The 18,315-nt window shown below is 71.1% G+C and carries 10 protein-coding genes and 2 pseudogenes; 6 read left to right on the top strand and 6 right to left on the bottom strand.

Going from position 1 to position 18,315, the window contains the following annotated elements:
* Positions 1 to 45 precede the first annotated feature (45 nt).
* From IH48_RS0130360 to IH48_RS0130350, 3 genes are all read right to left on the bottom strand, one after another.
* Positions 46 to 1,302, bottom strand: coding sequence for a Gfo/Idh/MocA family protein (locus tag IH48_RS0130360; RefSeq protein WP_051840882.1), 1,257 nt, complete (start codon positions 1,300 to 1,302; stop codon positions 46 to 48).
* 87 nt (positions 1,303 to 1,389) lie between these two features.
* The gene (locus tag IH48_RS0130355) at positions 1,390 to 2,571 is read right to left on the bottom strand and encodes an ROK family protein (RefSeq protein WP_030911796.1); all 1,182 of its coding nucleotides are present in this window, start codon (positions 2,569 to 2,571) and stop codon (positions 1,390 to 1,392) included.
* A gap of 233 nt (positions 2,572 to 2,804) precedes the next feature.
* Positions 2,805 to 4,655: an OmpL47-type beta-barrel domain-containing protein gene (locus IH48_RS0130350; RefSeq protein ID WP_051840880.1), complete on the bottom strand. Its 1,851-nt coding sequence runs from the start codon at positions 4,653 to 4,655 to the stop codon at positions 2,805 to 2,807.
* Between the two features lie 492 nt (positions 4,656 to 5,147).
* Here IH48_RS0130350 and IH48_RS0130345 point away from each other — a divergent pair, with 492 nt between their 5' ends.
* From IH48_RS0130345 to IH48_RS0130335, 5 genes and pseudogenes are all read left to right on the top strand, one after another.
* On the top strand, positions 5,148 to 6,137 hold the full coding sequence (locus IH48_RS0130345) for a multicopper oxidase domain-containing protein (protein ID WP_030911790.1): 990 nt from the start codon (positions 5,148 to 5,150) through the stop codon (positions 6,135 to 6,137).
* 85 nt (positions 6,138 to 6,222) lie between these two features.
* Positions 6,223 to 7,152, top strand: a pseudogene (locus tag IH48_RS37550) (ThuA domain-containing protein); the annotation flags it as partial.
* Between the two features lie 18 nt (positions 7,153 to 7,170).
* Positions 7,171 to 9,348, top strand: a pseudogene (locus IH48_RS0130340) (ThuA domain-containing protein); the annotation flags it as partial.
* Between the two features lie 9 nt (positions 9,349 to 9,357).
* Positions 9,358 to 10,272: a 3-keto-disaccharide hydrolase gene (locus IH48_RS37225; protein WP_267885334.1), complete on the top strand. Its 915-nt coding sequence runs from the start codon at positions 9,358 to 9,360 to the stop codon at positions 10,270 to 10,272.
* A gap of 260 nt (positions 10,273 to 10,532) precedes the next feature.
* A complete protein-coding gene (locus tag IH48_RS0130335; RefSeq protein WP_234434432.1) occupies positions 10,533 to 10,772 on the top strand; it encodes a LuxR C-terminal-related transcriptional regulator in 240 nt (79 codons plus the stop codon).
* 92 nt (positions 10,773 to 10,864) lie between these two features.
* Here IH48_RS0130335 and IH48_RS0130330 read toward each other — a convergent pair whose 3' ends face one another.
* On the bottom strand, positions 10,865 to 11,860 hold the full coding sequence (locus tag IH48_RS0130330; protein WP_234434431.1) for a sugar phosphate isomerase/epimerase family protein: 996 nt from the start codon (positions 11,858 to 11,860) through the stop codon (positions 10,865 to 10,867).
* A gap of 425 nt (positions 11,861 to 12,285) precedes the next feature.
* Here IH48_RS0130330 and IH48_RS0130325 point away from each other — a divergent pair, with 425 nt between their 5' ends.
* Entirely contained in the window at positions 12,286 to 14,712 is a 2,427-nt protein-coding gene (locus IH48_RS0130325) for a PQQ-dependent sugar dehydrogenase (protein ID WP_051840878.1), read from the top strand.
* Between the two features lie 91 nt (positions 14,713 to 14,803).
* Here the strand turns inward: IH48_RS0130325 and IH48_RS0130320 are convergent, their stop codons facing one another.
* Both IH48_RS0130320 and IH48_RS0130315 read right to left on the bottom strand, forming a co-directional pair.
* Positions 14,804 to 17,368, bottom strand: a complete 2,565-nt coding sequence (locus IH48_RS0130320) for an ABC transporter permease (protein ID WP_030911776.1) — start codon at positions 17,366 to 17,368, stop codon at positions 14,804 to 14,806.
* Positions 17,365 to 18,219, bottom strand: coding sequence for an ABC transporter ATP-binding protein (locus IH48_RS0130315; protein ID WP_030911773.1), 855 nt, complete (start codon positions 18,217 to 18,219; stop codon positions 17,365 to 17,367). The genes IH48_RS0130320 and IH48_RS0130315 overlap by 4 nt, the downstream gene beginning before the upstream one ends.
* Positions 18,220 to 18,315 lie beyond the last annotated feature (96 nt).

Below are 18,315 nucleotides of genomic sequence, written 5' to 3'. Positions count from 1 at the left end.
TTCGGCGAGCGGATACTCGCGAGTATTTCTTGAAGTCCTCCTGTTTCAGGGAGCGACCGTGACAGGGGTGTCGGTCCTGGGCGGTGGCGGCGGGCCGTCCGGCGCTGTGCCCGTGTGATCGACGGGCGTCCAGGCGCTGCCGTTCGCGGCGCTGTCCTCCACCGCGGCCAGCACCCGCTGCACCCGCAGGCCGTCCGCGAAGGACGGCTCCGGGTCGCGGTCCTCGCCGATGGCGTGGATCAGGTCGCGCATCTGGTGCACGAAGGTGTGGTCGTAGCCGAGTCCGTGGCCCGGCGGCCACCACCCTTCGAGGTAGGGGTGGTCGGGTTCGGTGGCGAGGATCCGGCGGAAGCCCGCCGTCGCGGCCGGCTCCGTGTGGTCGTGGAACTCCAGCTCGTTCATGCGTTCCATGTCGAAGGCGAGGCTGCCCCGGTCTCCGTTGATCTCGATGCGCAGCGCGTTCTTCCGGCCGGAGGCGACCCTGGTGGCCTCGAACGAGGCGACCGCGCCGCCGGGGAACCTGCCGAGGAACAGCGCCGCGTCGTCCACCGTCACGGGCCCGCGCGCGGCCGTCCCGTCGGGGGTGGCCGCGAGTCCCGCCGAGGCAGCGGGCAGCGGGCGTTCGCGTACGAACGTCTCCGTCAGGGCTGCGACACCCGAAAGCGGCTCGCCGACGAGGAACTGGGCCAGGTCGACGATGTGGGCGCCGAGGTCGCCGAGCGCGCCGGAGCCGGCGTGCTCGCGTTTCAGCCGCCACACCAGCGGGAATTCGGGATCGACGATCCAGTCCTGGAGGTACTGGGTGCGTACGTGCCGCAGGGTGCCGAGGCGGCCGTCGGCGATCAGCCGGCGGGCGAACGCGAGCGCCGGTGCGCGCCGGTAGCTGAACCCCACCATCGAGCGCACACCGCGGCGTGCGGCCGAGGCCGCGGCGGCCGCCATGGCCTCCGCCTCCTCGACGGTGTTGGCGAGCGGCTTCTCGCACAACACGTGCTTGCCCGCCTCCAGCGCCGCGATGGCGATCTCGGCGTGGCTCGAACCCGGGGTGCAGATGTCCACGAGCGCAACGTCGGGGCGTGCGATCAGGGCGCGCCAGTCGGTCTCGGTCGCGGCCCAGCCCAGACGCGCGGCCGCTTGCTGAAGTGCCGCCTGCTCGCGCCCTCCGAGGGCGGCCATGACCGGGCGCATGGGCAGGTCGAAGGCGGAGGCGACGGTGCGCCAGGCATGAGAGTGCGCCTGGCCCATGAATGCGTATCCGACCATGCCCACCCCGATCTCGGGCGGGCGGTGCTGACTGTCCATAGGCGCTCCTGGTCTTGTGGGCGCGGGTGACGGACGCGGGAACGCGTCCGTTCGCGGGGGAACGGGATCCGGCCGCGCTCGGGGGCGTCAGGCCGGCGAGAAGACGTGGTCGCTGATGAGACGGGTGGCGCCGACGACGCCGGCGATCTGGCCGAGTTCGCCGAGGACGATCGGCAGGTTGCCGGTCGCCAGCGGCAGGGACTGCCGGTAGACCTGGGTGCGGATGGCGGCGAGCAGAGTGTGGCCGAGCCCCGTGAGGCCGCCCCCGATGACCACGAGTCCGGGGTTGAAGAAGCTGACGAGGCCCGCGATGACCTGTCCGGTGCGGGTGCCGCCGGCCCGGATCATCTCCAGGGCCGCCGTGTCACCTGCGCCGGCGGCCGCCGCCACGTCCTGCGGGATCAGCCGCCCGGCCGCTTCGAGCCGCGCCGCCAGCTCCGCGGAACGGCCCGACTCGGCGAGCGCGGTCGCGTCGCGCACGAGGGCGTGGCCGCCGAAGTGTGCTTCGAGGCAGCCGACGTTGCCGCAGGCACACTGCGGGCCGTTCGGGTCCACCTGGATGTGCCCGATGTCGCCCGCGCTGCCGGTGACACCGCGGTGGACCGCGCCGCCGACGACGATGCCGCAGCCGATGCCGGTGCCGACCTTGACGCACAGGAAGTCGCGCGCGGACCGTGCGACACCGGCCTGCTGCTCGCCGAGCGCCATCAGGTTCACGTCGTTGTCGACGAGGACGGGGCAGCCGAGCTCCTGGCTCAGCGCCTCGCGGACGGGGAACCCGTCCCACCCCGGCATGATCGGCGGTGCGACCGGGACGCCCTCGGGAAACCTGACGGGCCCGGGCAGCCCGATGCCGGCGCCGTCGAAGTGCTCGGCGAGGCCGGCCTCGCGCAACTTGGCGGCCAGGGCGAGCACCCGCTCGAAAACGACGACCGGGCCCTCGCGCACGTCGAGGGGTTCGGACAGGTGGCCGAGCACCTCGAGCTCCGCGTTGGTGACGGCGGCGTCCACCGAGGTGGCGCCGATGTCCACGCCGAGGAAGCGCAGCGACGGGGCGATCCTGACGTTGTGCGAGCGGCGGCCGCCGCGGGAGGCGGCGAGGCCGTCCTGGACGGCGAGGCCCGTCTCAAGCAGCCGGTCGATCTCGACCGCGAGCTTGGAGCGCGACAGTTCGACCTGGTTGCCCAGGGCGACTCGGGACTGCGGACCGAGGTCGCGCAGCAGGCGCAGCAGCCTGGCCTGATGGACATTGGCCGGTCGAGCCGTCATTCGCCTCACGCCGCCCTCCCGTCGTGGAAATACGCCTGCACGCCCGGCAGTTCGGGGTGCCACTTTCAAAAGGACCGTACCATCGTGGTGTCGAACACGAAAGAAGTTGTGCGGACACCGGTTGAACTTTTATCTCGCAGTGGACAAAGGCGGGTTGAAGCCCCGCCTGCCTGCTGCGTCGGTCCGTGCGGGCGCGGGGCCGCGGTGGCGCGGCCCCGCGCCCGCACCTCACCTCACCTCTGTGCGTGAGCCGCGTGCGGCTTGCCCACGTCGGAGCGTCCGGCCGCCTTCTTGATCTGAGCCGTTTCCCGCTGGTCGATGACACCCTCGTGGCGCAGTCGCGCGACGAGCTTGCCGACCTGCGAGACGAACGTGCCGTGGTTGGCCCAGGCCCGGTGGTCCTCGATCAGCTCGTTGATCGTGCAGCCGTTCGCGGTCACGCGGTTGGGGACGCCGGTGTCCACCGTGCCGGCGAACACCGTGGAACGGTCATCCGTCTCCGGGCAGTTGGTGGGCGGCTTGCTGTCGACGACGGTCAGGGAGAGCGACTTGGCGCCGGACGTGTTGCCGGCCCTGTCGGTGGCCCGGTACAGGAAGGTGTGGTCTCCCGACCTGTTGATCGCCACCGGCGCCGAGTACGGCAGGTAGGGGCCGCCGTCGAGCGAGTACTCGATGCCGGCCACGCCGGAGCCGGCGTCCGAGGCGCTCACCGCCACGCTCGCGCTGCCGACATAGTCGCCGGAGTCGTCCTTGGTGCCCGAGACGGTGGCGGAGGTGTCGGGTGCGGTCGTGTCCTGCGGCGGGGCGGCGGCCACGGTGAACGACACGGACTTGGCGTCCGAGGTGTTCCCGGCCTTGTCCGTCGCCCGGTAGGAGAACGTGTGGTCGCCCGTGTCGCTGACGAGCACGGGCGCGGTGTAGTCCGCGTAGGCACCTCCGTCGAGCGCGTACTCGATGGTGGCGACGCCCGACTCCGTGTCGGACGCGGTGACGGTCACCGTCGCGTTGGCGACGTAGGCGCCGGAGTCGTCCTTGGTGCCCGAGACGGTGGCGGAGGTGTCGGGTGCGGTCGTGTCCTCGGGCGGTGCGGCGACGACCACGGTGAACGAGACGGCCTTCGCGCCTGAGGTGTTGCCGGCCTTGTCGGTGGCCCGGTACGAGAGCGAGTGGTCGCCCGCGGTGTCCACCTGGACGGGGTCGGTGTACGGCGTGAAGGCGCCGCCGTCGAGGGCGTACTCCACCTTGGCGACGCCCGAGTCGGCGTCGGAGGCGGTGACGGTCACGGTCGCGCTGCCGACGTAGTCGCCGGCGTCGTCCTTGGTGCCTGAGACGGTGGCGGAGGTGTCGGGTGCGGTCGTGTCCTCGGGCGGTGCGGCGACGACGGTGAACGAGACGGACTTGGCGTCCGAGGTGTTGCCGGCCTTGTCGGTCGCCCGGTACGAGAGCGAGTGGTCGCCCGCGGTGTCCACCTGGACGGGGTCGGTGTACGGCGTGAAGGCGCCGCCGTCGAGCGCGTACTCCACCTTGGCGACGCCCGAGTCGGCGTCGGAGGCGGTCACGGTCACGGTCGCGCCGCCGACGTAGTCGCCATTGGCGTCCTTCGTCCCCGACACCGAGGCCGAGGCGTCGGGTGCCGTCGTGTCGTCATCGCCAGGGGCGGCCGTGACGGTCAGCTCGCCCGACATGATGTGTCCGGGCATCGTGCAGAAGTAGCGGTAGACACCGGGGGTCAGGGTGACCTCGGCCGTGTGCCTGCCACCACTGGAGTCCGACGGGCTCGCCTGGATGTTGAGGCTGACGTCGTTGTTGTAGTCGGGGTTCGAGGTGTCGAACGTCAGCGTGTGTGGCAGCCCGGTCGTGTTGCCGGTCGCCGCGCTGTTCTCGAACACGATCGTCGCCGGCCCGGCCACCGCGGTGGTGGGGGCGGACATGTATCCCAGGTAGTTGTCTCCCGCGGTCCAGGTGAGCACCTGTTCGGGCGCTGCCGTGGCCGCCTGGGCGCCGCCGCGGCTGACCGCCGCGTACGCGGCCGGCGCGGCCAGCGAGAACGCCGTGAGCAGTACGGCCACCAGCGCCACCAGCACCGGATGCCTGCTGAACGTGTGCCGTCGCGCCGAGCCTGAGGGGGGCGGATCCGTCTGGGCATGGAGCAGTCTTCTGAACACCGCTGCACCTTTCGCGAATCGCTTGTTGCGGTACCGCGCACGGATCGGCGGTTCCGCCGGGTGGATGACCAGCCGCCGGGCCGGGTGGGTGTCACGCGGAGCTCGCGCGTGACAACGTTCGGAAGCTAGCTCTCTTTTGATGGTTCGCCAAGGTCTATGCCCGCAATCCGACGAACTTTGACCTGGGTCTGGAAAAACTCGTGCGGCGCCGTTACGGTGAGGCCGTTCCTGGGTGCGGTCCGTCACCCTGACCGCGGATCCGCCCGTGCCACGCTCCGCCGGCCCCGCGGGGCCGAATGCCCGGCATGTCACTGCCAACCGCCGCGTACGGAAGCTGTGTTGCCCGAAGCGGCGCACCTCACGACCACGAAACGCCCGCAGGCGCACGCGCCTGTCGCGGATTGGAGAGCGATGACGGACTCAGGCGCGGACGCTCGACGCCCCATCTCCCGGCGGTCGTTCGCCATCGGGGCAGCGGCGGCGGCCGCCGTCCCCACCCTGCTCGGCTCCGCCGCCGCGGCCGACCCCACGGGCAACGGAAGCGGCAACGGAAACGGCAACGGCAAAGGCGGCAAGGGCGGTCAGGTACGCGACCTGACGCTGTACATGGAGAAGCTGCCGAACGGGGAGATGGGCTACGGCCTTGAGCCCGGCAAGGCGACGATCCCCGGCCCGCTCATCGAGCTGACCGAGGGCGACACCATGAACATCGAGGTGGTCAACAACCTCGACGTCGCCGCCAGCCTGCACGTGCACGGCCTGGACTACGACGTCGCGAGCGACGGCACCCTGATGAACGACAGCGTCGTCCAGCCGGGCGCCAGACGCACCTACGTCTGGCGCACCCACACACCCGGCAAGAGCCACGACGGCACCTGGCGGCCCGGCAGCGCCGGCTATTGGCACTACCACGACCACAACGTCGGTACCAGGCACGGCACCGAGGGGATCAAGCAGGGCCTGTACGGCCCCGTCGTGGTGCGGCGCAAGGGCGATGTGCTGCCCGACAAGCAGTTCACGGTCGTGTTCAACAACATGACGATCAACAACAGGATCGCCCCCGACACCCCCACCTTCAAGGCCGTGCGTGGCGAGCGGGTGGAGTTCATCATGATCACCCACGGCGACTTCTTCCACACCTTCCACGTGCACGGCCACCGCTGGGTGGACAACCGCACCGGGATACTGCAGGGCCCCAAGGACGTCAGCCGCGTCATCGACAACAAGACGACAGGACCCGCCGACTCCTTCGGCTTCCAGGTGATCGCCGGCGAAGGCGTCGGCGCCGGCATGTGGATGTACCACTGCCACGTCCAGAGCCACGCGGACATGGGGATGTACGGCACGTTCCTGGTGACCGAGGCCGACGGATCCGTCCCCGGCGGCACGCACGGCATGTGACGGGCGCGGCCCGCGAACGCCCCGTCCCCCCGCTCCACCCCCCACGACCACAACGGACGTTGTCGGATCGAGTCAAGGAGCAAGAATGGGCCGAAGAGACCGGTACGCACAGTATCGACGGAGCGGAGCACCACCGTCGCCCCGCGTGCGGACCCACCGCAACGCACGGCCATGGCGCCGTGCGGTCGTCCTGCTGTCCAGCTCGGCGCTGGCACTGGGGCTGGCCGCGCTGCCGACCATGCAGGCACAAGCGCAGCCCAGGACCGCGAAGGCCGAAGGCCGGAGCACCGCCGCCGCGTCCTCGGTGAAGGTCCTGGTCTTCCACGGTCCTGCCGCTAAGCAGGACGACCCCGTCAAGGCCGCCGCCTCGGCGGTCGAGGAGCTCGGGCAGAAGAACGGCTTCTCCGTCGACGAGTCGGACGACCCGTCCGTCTTCACCGCCGACAGCCTGGCCAAGTACCGGGGCGTCGTCTTCCTGTCCGCCAAGGGCGTGTCCCTCACCTCCGACGAGGAGTCCGCGTTCCAGGCGTACGTCAAGGGCGGCGGCGGCTTCGTCGGCGTCCACGACGCCGCGCGCGCGGACGCCGACTCCAACTGGTTCACCGGCCTGATCGGCACGCGCCCGGCCGCCGGCCTCCCCGCGTCCGAGAAGGTCGCGGAGGTCACGGCCAGCGACGACAACCCGCCGAACGAGACCAAGGCCAAGCTGTTCGACGGCAGCAACTCCACCAAGTGGCTGGCCCACGACAGGACCGGCTGGGTCACGGCGAAGATGGACCACGCCGTCGCCGTGTCCCAGTACGCGCTGACGTCGGGCAACGACTACCCGGGCCGAGACCCCAAGGACTGGAGTCTCCAGGGCTCGCAGGACGGGAAGTCCTGGAAGACCCTGGACACCGAGACCGGCCAGAGCTTCCCCGACCGCGCCCAGACCAAGCAGTACAAGTTCACCAACACCACGGCCTACCCGTACTACCGGCTGGACATCACCGCCAACTCCGGTGAGCCGCTCATCCAGTTGGCCGAGCTGCGGCTGTTCGGCGCCGACCCGGCGCCCGCGCCGGAGACGAAGGTGCAGAAGGCGGTCGTGGACGTCACCGACCGGCAGCACCCGGCGAACAAGGGCCTGCCGCTGAAGTGGGAACGGTCCGACCAGTGGATGAACTGGGACCCGAACCCGAACGGCGAGGTGCAGACCGTCGCCCAGGTGGAGGAGAACTCCTACGACCCGGGCCCGGCGGGCAACGGCCCGTTCCACCCGATCTCCTGGTGCCGTGACTACGACGGCGGCCGGTCCTTCTACACCGGTATGGGCCGCACCGAGGACAGCTACACCTCGGACACCAAGTTCCAGAGCCATCTGCTCGGCGCCATCGAGTGGACGACCGGCATGGTGCGCGGCGACTGCCAGGCGACCATTGCCTCGAACTACTCGGTCGAACGGCTCACCGCCAAGAACCAGCCGGGGCAGCTCGACCAGATCGGTGAGCCGCACGGCCTGACGGTCGCCCCCGACGGCAAGGTCCTCTACATCGGCAAGGCGGCCTGCCCGAGCGGCCCGATCCCCGACTGGAGCGACCCGAAGGTGGGGCTCGGCTGCGGCACGATCCACCAGTGGGACCCCAAGACCAAGAAGGTCAAGCTGCTCACCACGCTCGACGTGATGGGCAACCGGGGCAGCGGCGACGAGCTGGTCAAGAACGAGGAGGGCCTGGTCGGCATCACGCTGGACCCCAAGTTCGAGCAGAACGGCTGGATCTACGTCTACTGGATGCCGCACGAGTCGATCGACCGGGACAAGCAGACGGGCCAGAGAACCGTCTCGCGGCTGACTTACGACGCCAAGAAGCAGTCGATCGACCAGTCCACCCGCAAGGACCTGCTGCACTGGACCGCGCAGATCCACAGCTGCTGCCACGCCGGCGGCGGCATGACGTTCGACAACAAGGGCAACCTCTACATCGGCGTCGGTGACAACAACTCCTCGCTGGGCGCGGGCGCCGGCTACTCCGGCAACAACTGGACCAAGGACTACAAGGGCCTGTCGTTCCAGGACGCACGCCGCACGGCCGGCAACACCAACAACCTCAACGGCAAGATCCTGCGGATCCACCCCGAGGCCGACGGCACGTACACGATCCCCGAGGGCAACCTCTTCACCGGCAAGGAGGAGGGCGGCGGCAAGACCCGCCCGGAGATCTACGTGATGGGCGTGCGCAACATCGCCCGGATCGCCTGGGACAAGAAGAACAACTGGCTCACCGCGGGCTGGGTCGGTCCCGACGCGCCGACTCCCGACCCGGAGCTCGGCCCGGCCAAGTACGAGACGGCGACCGTCATCACCTCGGCGGGCAACCAGGGCTGGCCGTACTGCATGGGCAACAAGCAGCCGTACCGCGACCGCAGCAACACCGACGCGAGCGTGCTGACGGGCTGGTACGACTGCGACCACCCGAAGAACACCTCGCCGCGCAACACCGGCCTCGTGGACCTGCCGCCCATCAGCAAGAACATGATCTGGTACTCGCCCCAGGGCGGCGGTGTGGTCTACCCGAAGCGCGACGACGGCAGCGGGCTGCCCACGTACGTGCAGAGCGACGAGAAGTACACCGAGCCGTACCTCAAGGGCGGCGGCCAGGCCATCATGGACGGCCCCACCTACCACCGCTCGGAGGTCGACACCAGCAGTGGCGTCGCCTGGCCCGCGTACTGGGACAACAAGTGGTTCATCGGTGACGAGTCCAACGCGAACAACCGTGTCGCGGTCACCGTCACCCCCGACCAGGTCAAGGACCACTCCCAGCCGGCCTTCGGCGAGGACCTGCGCAAGATCCTCCCCGGCGGGGTGGGCGACAACAAGGTCCAGAGCTGGATGGACGCGAAGTTCGGGCCCGACGGCGCGCTCTACCTGCTCGACTACGCCGGCGGCTTCTTCAGCCTCGACCCGAACCAGAAGCTGGTCCGCGTCGCCTACCACGGCGGCCCGGCCACGCCGAACCCGAGCGACGCGGCGGGCCGTGTCGTCAAGCAGACGCAGCCGCGGACGGTCCAGTTCTCGGCCGCGAAGGCGGGCGGCGTCGCCTGGGAGTGGGACTTCGGTGACGGCAGCCGGCCGTCGCACGAGGCCGACCCGGTGCACACGTACGCCTCGTACGGCACCTACCACGCCACCCTGAAGGTGATGTACGCCAACGGCGAGCAGTCCACCGGCAAGATCGACGTGACGGCGGGCTGCACGGCGCCCGACGCCCGCGCCACGGTGCACCTGCTCGACAGCGACACGGGCGTGGCCAACCACAAGGCCGGCGGCGGGTGCACGATCAACGACCTGGTCGACGACGAGTCCACCTGGTCGAGCCACGGCGCGTTCGTCAGCCACCTGAACGGCCTCGTGAACCAGTTCCGCAAGGACGGCGTTCTCGACAACAAGGAAGCGGCGACGCTCAAGAAGGACGCCGCCCGATCGCCCATCGGCAAGACCGCGGGATACCGGCCCGTCTTCGACGGGTCGGCGAAGAGTCTGGCCGGCTGGAGCCAGGCGGGCGCGGGGAGCTTCTCGCTCCTGCCCGACGGCACCCTGCACAGCTCCGGCGGCATGGGCATGCTCTGGTACAGCAAGCAGCCGTTCAAGGACTACTCGATCAGGCTGCAGTTCCGGGACGCCGCTCCGGGCGACAACCGGGCCAACAGCGGTGTCTTCGTGAGGTTCCCCGACCCGCGCACGCCACTGGACCAGCGGCCCGAGGGCTGCAGCACGACGGGAGCAGCCCGCTCGGCCCCCGAGTGGGTGGCGATCTACTGCGGGAACGAGATCCAGATCTACGACGGCACCGGCAGCGAGCCGCAGAAGACGGGCTCGGTGTACAACTTCGACCCACTCGGCCTCGACCAGGCGAGGGTGACCCCGAAGGGCCAGTGGAACGACTACGAGATCCGGGTCGTCGGACAGCACTACACGATCATCCGCAACGGCGTGGTGATCAACGAGTTCGACAACACCCCCGGCAAGTCGTCGTCGCGTGCGGGCGATCCGCCCACGGACCTGCGTCAGTTCTTCAGCGGCTACGTGGGGCTGCAGAACCACAGTGACAACGACCTGATCGAATTCCGCAACATCCGGGTGCGGGACCTGTAGAGGGAGGCGGTCGGCGCCGGGCTCGGGGCGGCAGCCCCGGGCCCGGCTCTGCACGAGCCGGACAGGCCGGAAGATTTGGTGCCGACGAGGACGTACTCGGATCAATCGGCGGAGTCACTCTTGACCGTGTGCATGCGAAAGGTTTACTTGAAACGATTTTAAGCGTTGGACGACCCTGCGGTCGATCACGGGTCCAGGCCTCCGAGCGGTGGCCTTCCCCGCGTTCCCGGCCCGGCCGCACACGGCGAAGGAGGACTGAAGTGTCCGCGCTCAGCTACCAGACAGACCGGCGGCCCCAGACCGGCGACGAGTACCTGCACAGCGACGAGGTGCGTCTGCTGTCGCTGCTGGCGACAGGCCTGCCGGTCGAGTCCGTCGCCCGGCGGCTCAACGTCTGCCCCCGCACGGTGCGCCGGCGGTGCCGCGGCGTGTGCGACAAGATCGGCGTCAGCAGCGTCATCGAGGCCGTCGCCTGGGCCGCGCGGCGCAGGCTGATCTGACGCGAGCCCGCTCGGGGCATGCGAAACCCCGTCTCCCCTTCTCCCCGGCAAGAGCGGGGGAGAAAGGGAGACGGGGCGCCGGGCGCAGCGGGTCAGGAGAGCAGGTCCGCGAGCGCGGTGTAGCTGTGCTGAGCCGCACCGAGCGAGCCGGGCGGGTCCGGCTGGGTACCGGGTGCGTTGTCCTGCTCCCAGATCCCGTGGTGGTTGCCGAAGGGGCCGATCGCGTGGATGAAGCGCTGGTAGCGCATGTCTCCGGCGCCGAATTCGGTCATGTCGTAACCGTCGGCCGCGTTCGGGTCGGACGTGCCGTCCTTCATGTGGAACAGCGTGTACCGGTAGGGGTGCCTGCGGACGTACGCGGCCGGATCGAAGCCCGGGTAGCGGAACTGGCCGACGAAGGCCCAGTACACGTCCATCTCCAGGTAGACGTGGGCCGGGTCGGTGTTGTCCATGAAGACGTCGTAGAGGCGCACCTCGGGCCGGTCGGAGGCGAAGGCCCACTCGGCCCAGTGGTTGTGCTGGTAGAGCTTGAGCCCGCGCGCCGTGGCGGCCTCGCCCCAGCCGTTGAACTCCTCAGCGGCGGCCTTGTAGCCCGCGACCGTCGGGGTGTCCGAAGGGGCGTTGGGCGTACCGATGTTCGGCATGCCGAGGATCTCGGCGTTGTCCAGTTCCTGCTGCAGGTTGCTGCGGAAGGCGCCGATCCCGATGTGGCTGCCGATGGCGCGCAACCCGTTGTCGTCGAGCAGTGTGCGGATCTCGGGCACGGTGATCTGCCGGCCGAGTATGGAGGTGTCCTGCGTGTAGCCGGCGAACTCGACCTCCTTGTACCCCATCCGCGACAGCTCCTCGAAGACGGCGCGGAAGCCGAGTCGGCCGACCTTGTCGCGCACGCTGTAGAGCTGGATGCCGATGGCGTCCTTGGGGATGGTCAGGCAGGCGCCGCGTGAAGCGGCGTCGGTGGCGGGCTTCTGGGCAGCCGCCGCGGGCACGGCGCCCGCGAAGGTGGCCGCGCCGATGGCCACGGTGCCTGCGGCTGCCGCGCGCAGGAAACCTCTGCGATCGAAGTCATGGGCGAACTGACCCATCATCACTCCTCACTGGTGGAGCACTGGGCCGCGGTGGACCGCGGCGGGCCGTGATGGATGGGGGAGGCGTCCTCGACGCCCTCACCCCGGGTGTCGGGCCTCAGGCGGGACGACTAATGCCCAGGGCCATCGATAGTTCACCACGCATCACCGTGGCTTTTCACCGTACGAGCAAAAGATATGGCCACTTGAGGCCATGAAACGCTGCTACCGGGCAGTACCTGGTTGACAGTCCATGGTCAGGGCGCAACGCTCGTGACACTTCATCAAGGGACGGGCCCCTCTCGGAGCCCCCGCTTCCCACCCCCCGTTCCCGCTGTTCCCGCGCGACGCGACCGCTCGCGCGATGTCCGTCGCAGCGTCCCAAGAGAGGCAGGAAGTACGTGCGTACACCAGTGAGACGGCTACTCACCGCCACGTTGAGCGCCATGCTCGGCGTGGGGGTCGCGGTGGCCGGATCGTCGTCCGCGCAGGCACACTCCCAGGCACCCGGCCCCTCGGCCGCTGCCGCGCCGAGCGCCGCGACGTCCGACTTCCAGCAGGTCACCCTCGCCAAGGGGCCCGACCAGGTGGGTGAGCCCATGGGGCTCGCGGTGCTGCCCGACGGGAGCGCACTGCACACCTCCCGCGACGGCACCGTCTACCACACGACCCTCGACGGTCTCACCGACGTGGCGGCGAAGCTGTCGGTGTACACCCACGACGAGGACGGGCTGCAGACCATCGTGCTCGACCCGCACTTCGCCAAGAACCACTGGGTGTACGTCTACTACGCGCCGAGGCTCGACACGCCGATGTCCGACGCCCCGGAGAGCGGCACCGCCGCCGACTTCGCGCCGTACAAGGGCTACAACCAGGTGTCCCGGTTCACCTTCACCGGCGGCAAGCTCGACATGTCGAGCGAGAAGAAGGTCCTCCAGGTCGACACCGACCGCGGGCAGTGCTGCCACGTCGCCGGCGACATGCACTTCGACGGCCACGGCAACCTGCTGCTGAGCACCGGCGACGACTCCAACCCGTTCGAGTCCGACGGCTACGCCCCCATCGACCGGCGGCCGGACCGCAACCCCGTCTTCGACAACGAGCGTTCCACGGCCAACACCAACGACCTGCGGGGCAAGCTGCTGCGGATCAAGGTGCACAACAACGGCACCTACACGATCCCGAAGGGCAACCTGTTCCCCAAGGGCACACCGAAGACCCGCCCCGAGATCTACGCGATGGGCTTCCGCAACCCCTTCAGGTTCCACGTCGACAAGAAGACCGACGTCGTCTACCTCGCCGACTACGGCCCGGACGCCGGCAGTGCGGACCCGAAGCGCGGTCCCGAGAACACCGTCGAGTACAACCGCATCACCAAGCCCGGCTACTTCGGCTGGCCGTACTGCATAGGCGACAACACACCGTACGTGCAGTACGACTTCGCCACGGGCAAGTCGGGGCAGCCCTTCGACTGCGCACACCCGGTGAACGACGCCCCGCTGAACACCGGCCTGAAGAACCTGCCACCGGCCCAGCCGGCCTGGATCTGGAACCACTACGCCGGCAACCCGCTCTTCCCCGAACTCGGCGGCCAGGGCGCGCCGATGGGCGGACCGGTCTACGACTACGACCCGGGGCTGAAGTCCGCGGCCAAGTTCCCCGAGAGCTATGACGGGAAGTTCTTCGCCTACGAGTTCGGCGCCCACTGGATCAAGCCGATCGCCTCCGACAGCAGCGGGAAGATCCAGTCGATCGACACGCTGACCGACGGCAACGACTGGGCCCACCTGGTCGAGCCCATCGACACGCAGTTCGGGCCCGACGGCTCGCTCTACGTGCTCGACTACGGCAGCGCCTGGTTCGGCGGCTCACTCGACGCCGGGCTCTACAAGATCGAGTACGCGCCGGGCGACAAGGCGCCGACCGCGGCCATCAAGACCGACGTCACCTCGGGCACGACACCGCTGACCGTCACGTTCGACGGCACGGGTTCGACCGACCCGGAGAACGACCGGCTCACCTACGCGTGGGACTTCGACAACGACGGTACGACCGACTCCACCAGCGCCACCCCGTCGTTCACCTACGCCGCCGACGGCCAGTACCACGCCAGGCTGACGGTGTCCGACCCGAGCGGCAGAACGGGTGTCGCCGCCGTCCTGATCACGGTGGGCAACTCCGCGCCCGTCCTGTCGTTCTCCCAGCCGCCGAACGGGCTGACGTTCAAGGACGGCGACCAGGTCGCGTGGAAGATCGACGCGACCGACCCGGACGGCACCCCGGTGGACTGCTCCAAGGTCCAGGTCAACTACTCGCTGGGCCACGACATGCACTCCCACAACCTCTCCCAGGCCACGGGGTGCGGCGGCACGTTCACCATGACGACGGCGGGCCACACCGACGCCGACGACTTCTACGGCATCTTCACCGCGAGCTACACCGACACCTCCCCGACGGCGGGGGTCCCGGCCCTCACCGGCACGACGCAGATCGTGCTGCAGCCCAAGGGCAGGCAGGCGGAGTTCTTCCGCTCGCAGTCCGGCGTCGAGACGGCGTCGGGCAACGGCGCGCAGGGCACGGCGGTCACGTCGATCAGCGATGGTGACTGGATCGAGTTCGACCCGTACGACCTCCAGGGGGTCAGCGGGATCGACTTCCGGGCGGCGTCGAGCGGCGCGGGCGGCACCATCGAGGTGCACACCGACGCGCCGGACGGCCCGCTGGCCGGCACGGCGACGGTCGGTGACACCGGCGGCGCCTACCAGAGCGTCAGCGCACCGGTGACCGACCCGGGCGGGACACACAAGCTGTACTTCGTCTTCAAGGGAGGCAGCGGCGACCTGTTCGACCTGGACGCGTTCACGATGAGCTGACGCGCCCGCAACACCCACCGGCCCGCCCCGGCCGTCACCACGACCGGGGCGGGCCGGTGCGTCCTGCACCCGGCCTCCTGCAACCGGCCTCCTACGCCCGGCGGCGCAGTGCCGCACGCGCGGGCAGTGTGACCGCGAGCAGCGCCAGGCCGCCGGCAGCGGCCGCGAAGGCCCCGTACTCCAGCGGCGGCACGTACGGTGCCTCGCCCGTCGTGCCGCGCATCATCGGGATGAGCGTCGCCGCGGCGATCGCCGTGCCGAGCACCACACCGGCCGCTGCCGCCAGCAGCCCCTCCCCATGCAGCATCCGCAGCACCTGGCGCCGTGTGGTGCCGACGAGGCGCAGCGTGCGCAGCTCGCGCCGGCGGTCGAGCACCGTCATCACCAGGGTGTTGACGGCGGCGACGGCGGCGAAGCCGCCGAGCACCGCGGCCATCGTGTAGTTGGACCAGGCGCCCAGCCTGTCGTCGAGGCTCCGCTGCGTGGCGTAGCCGGATGCGTCGGTGACCTTGCCGAGGGCGGAGAGCGAGGTCACCGATCCGCCGTTCACCAGCAGGGTGTCGTCGAAACCCGAGGTGACGTGCCCGGCCAGGGACGCCCGGTCCATGGTCACCGCGGCCAGGCCGAGCCCGCGCCCGTAGACCGCGACGACCTCCGGGGCCGCCTTCGTGCCGTCCGGCAGGTAGAGCGGCAGCCGGTCGCCGACGCCCGCGTGCGACGAGTCGGCCAGGGTCTCGCCGATGGCGACACGGCCCTTGCCCAGCCGGTCGAGGCTGCCCGCGCGCACGTCCAGGTCCTGCACCTGCGCGAGTTCGGCGCCCGGGGCGGCGACACCCTGCGTCGGCGCACCCAGCAGCGACTTGAACTCGCCGGAGCCGACAGGCACAAGCACCTGCGTGTCCAGCAGGCCGACGGCCGCGTCCACGCCGGGCGTCCGGGCGGCTTGCGCCGCCGCGTCCACCGGGAGCCCGGCCGGGCCCGTGACCACATGGTCCGCGGTGATGCCCGCGCGCAGCTGCTCGCCCGCGGCGTGGTCCTCGCTGGTGTGCATGAAGACGAGCGTCGAGGAGAAGGCCATGGCGAGCACGATCGGGGTGACCACGGAGGCGAGGCGGCGCGCGTTGGCACGGGAGTTGGCGGCGGCGAGCCGGCCGGCCGGGCCGGCGGCCCGCAGCGGCAGGCCGAAGAGGCCCGCGCACGCCCGCGCCACCAGCGGCCCGAGCAGCCCGACGGCGAGCATGAAGCACAGGACGACGCCGAGGGCCGCGCCGGCCGCGTCGTCCCCCGTGGAACGGGCGGCGAGGCCGGTCAGGAACGAGCCGCCGACGATGGCGCCGACGCCCAGCACCGTACGCACCACGCCCGGCCGGAGCCGCTCGAACGACGCATCGGCGAGCGCCTGCCCCGGCTTGGTCCTCGCGGGCCTGCGCCCGGCCGCCCAGCCGGCGCCGAGCGCGGTGAGCAGCCCGATGGCGACGGCGGCGAGCAGCGGGAGCCCCGACACGTGCACGCGCACGCCCTGCGGGATCGCGCCACGGTCCTGCAACTGCCCGAACCACCAGTGCGCGAGCCCGATGCCGGGCAGGCAGCCGGCGATCCCGGCGAGCGGCGCGACGAGCAGCGCCTCCGAGGCGACCGCGCGGCGGATCTGCCGCGGGGTGGCGCCGACGGCGCGCAGCAGCGCGAACTCGCGGGCGCGCTGGGACACGGAGAGGGCCACGGTCCCGGCCGCGGTGAAGACCGCGACGATGGCGGCGATCCCGCCGAAGGAGCCGCCGAGCGCGAAGAGCGTCTGCTTGGCGTAGCCGAGTCCCGGCGCCTCGACGGCGCCGCGGCCGTCGCCGGTGTGCACCTCGGCGCCCGAGCCGGCCAGGGCCTTCTTCACGGCAGCGGCGAGGGCGCCCGTATCCGCGCCCCGGTCGGCCGTCACGGCGATGGCGTCCGCCTTGCCGGGGTGGCCGGCGAGCACGGGGGACTGCGCGTCGGAGAACCAGGCGAGCGAGCCCGTGCCGCCGCCGTCCCGTGCCGTGTCACCGGGCCCGGCCTCGGCGATGCCCGCGACGCGGAAGTCCCGCCGCCCGGCGGCGGTGCCCAGTGCGACGGTGTCGCCGACGCCGGCCTTCGCCGCGCGTGCCGTGCCCGCGTCGAGCACGACCTCGCCCTGGTGCGGCGCCGATCCGCTGGTCAGCGCGGTACCGGTGAAGACGTGGGAGCCCCAGCCGTGCGCGGTGAGTGCGCCGCCCTGGACGCGCGGCGTGCGGGCGGCCGAGCCCGCGGCCGCGCCTGTGTCCGGCGCGCCCGCGTCCGCCGCGCGCACGGGGAACGTGAAGTCCGGGACGGCGCCTGCCGCGCCCGGCGCCTTCGCGGCCTTCGCCGCGAGAGCGGTGTCCACCCGTGCGGTGTCCGGCAGCGGGGTCGCCTCCTTCTCGCGGTCCTCGCCGCTGCCCGTGACGGTGTACTCGTACTGGTCCGCCGCGGCGACGACCGGCACGCCCGCGTACCGCTCGGGCGGCACCGACGCGCGCAGGCTCGTTTCGAGCAGCACACCGCAGGCCGTGACGATCAGCGCGGACATCATCAGCGCGACGAAGGTCCCGGCGAACGACGCGGGTTTGAAGCGGACGGCCGCGCGGGCGAGCCCGTTGGGGCGCCTCATGCCACTGCCCCCGTCCCCGCCGTCGCGCGCGCACCGGCGGAACGGGCGGTGAGCGCCGCCATCCGCGCCGCGATGCGCTCCGCCGACCCCCGCTCCAGGCGGTCGGCGAAGGCGCCGTCGGCGAGGAACAGCACGCGATCGGCCCAGGCGGCCGCGGCCGGGTCGTGGGTGACCATGACGACGGTCGCGCCGAGCGCGTCGACAGCGTGCCGCAGCAGGCCGAGCACCTCGGCGGCCGTGCCGGTGTCGAGCGCGCCGGTGGGCTCGTCGGCGAAGACCACGTCAGGGGCGGTGACCAGGGCGCGGGCGACGGCCACCCGCTGCTGCTGCCCGCCGGAGAGCTCCGCCGGCCGGCGCCGCGCCATGCCGGCGAGCCCGACCTGGGCGAGTACCGCGGACGCCCGGCCGTGGCCCCCGCGCCGCCCGGCGAGGCGCATGGGCAGCAGGACGTTCTGCTCCACGGTCAGCGACGGCAGCAGGTTGAACGCCTGGAAGACGAAGCCGAGGCGGTCGCGGCGCAGTTCGGTGAGCTCGTTCTCGCGCATGCCGGTGATCTCCGTGCCGCCGAGGCGCACGGACCCCGCAGTCGGCCGGTCGAGCCCGGCGGCGCACTGCAGGAAGGTGGACTTGCCGGACCCCGACGGGCCCATGACCGCGGTGAACGTGGCGCGCGGCAGCGCCAGGTCGACGCCCGCGAGGGCGTGCACGGCGCCCGCCCCGCGCCCGTACCGCCGCTGGACACCGCGCAGTTCGACGGCGGGACCGGATGCGGCGGCCGTCGTGTCCGGCCGGTCGTCCGGGCGGCCATCCCCGCGTTCCGCACCGCGCCGCTTGCCGCTGCGTAGCCTCATGTTCCACTCCTCCGTGATCCGTTCCTGGTGACGCGGTGGAGTGTGCGGGGGCGGCTTCGCGCCGGGCGTCATACCGCGGAGCCAAGGTGGACGTGC

Origin of the sequence: Streptomyces sp. NRRL F-5126 (genome assembly GCF_000721265.1) — a bacterium.
GTDB lineage: Bacteria > Actinomycetota > Actinomycetes > Streptomycetales > Streptomycetaceae > Streptomyces.
Note: the sequence above shows the minus strand (reverse complement) of the source record. Positions and strands in the feature narration are given on the sequence as shown.

Coding starts and splice junctions, on each gene's coding strand:
- IH48_RS0130360 (WP_051840882.1), bottom strand. CDS start 1,302: ATGGACAGTCAGCACCGCCCGCCCGAGATCGGGGTGGGCATGGTCGGA.
- IH48_RS0130355 (WP_030911796.1), bottom strand. CDS start 2,571: ATGACGGCTCGACCGGCCAATGTCCATCAGGCCAGGCTGCTGCGCCTG.
- IH48_RS0130345 (WP_030911790.1), top strand. CDS start 5,148: ATGACGGACTCAGGCGCGGACGCTCGACGCCCCATCTCCCGGCGGTCG.
- IH48_RS0130330 (WP_234434431.1), bottom strand. CDS start 11,860: ATGATGGGTCAGTTCGCCCATGACTTCGATCGCAGAGGTTTCCTGCGC.
- IH48_RS0130325 (WP_051840878.1), top strand. CDS start 12,286: ATGCTCGGCGTGGGGGTCGCGGTGGCCGGATCGTCGTCCGCGCAGGCA.
- IH48_RS0130320 (WP_030911776.1), bottom strand. CDS start 17,368: ATGAGGCGCCCCAACGGGCTCGCCCGCGCGGCCGTCCGCTTCAAACCC.
- IH48_RS0130315 (WP_030911773.1), bottom strand. CDS start 18,219: ATGAGGCTACGCAGCGGCAAGCGGCGCGGTGCGGAACGCGGGGATGGC.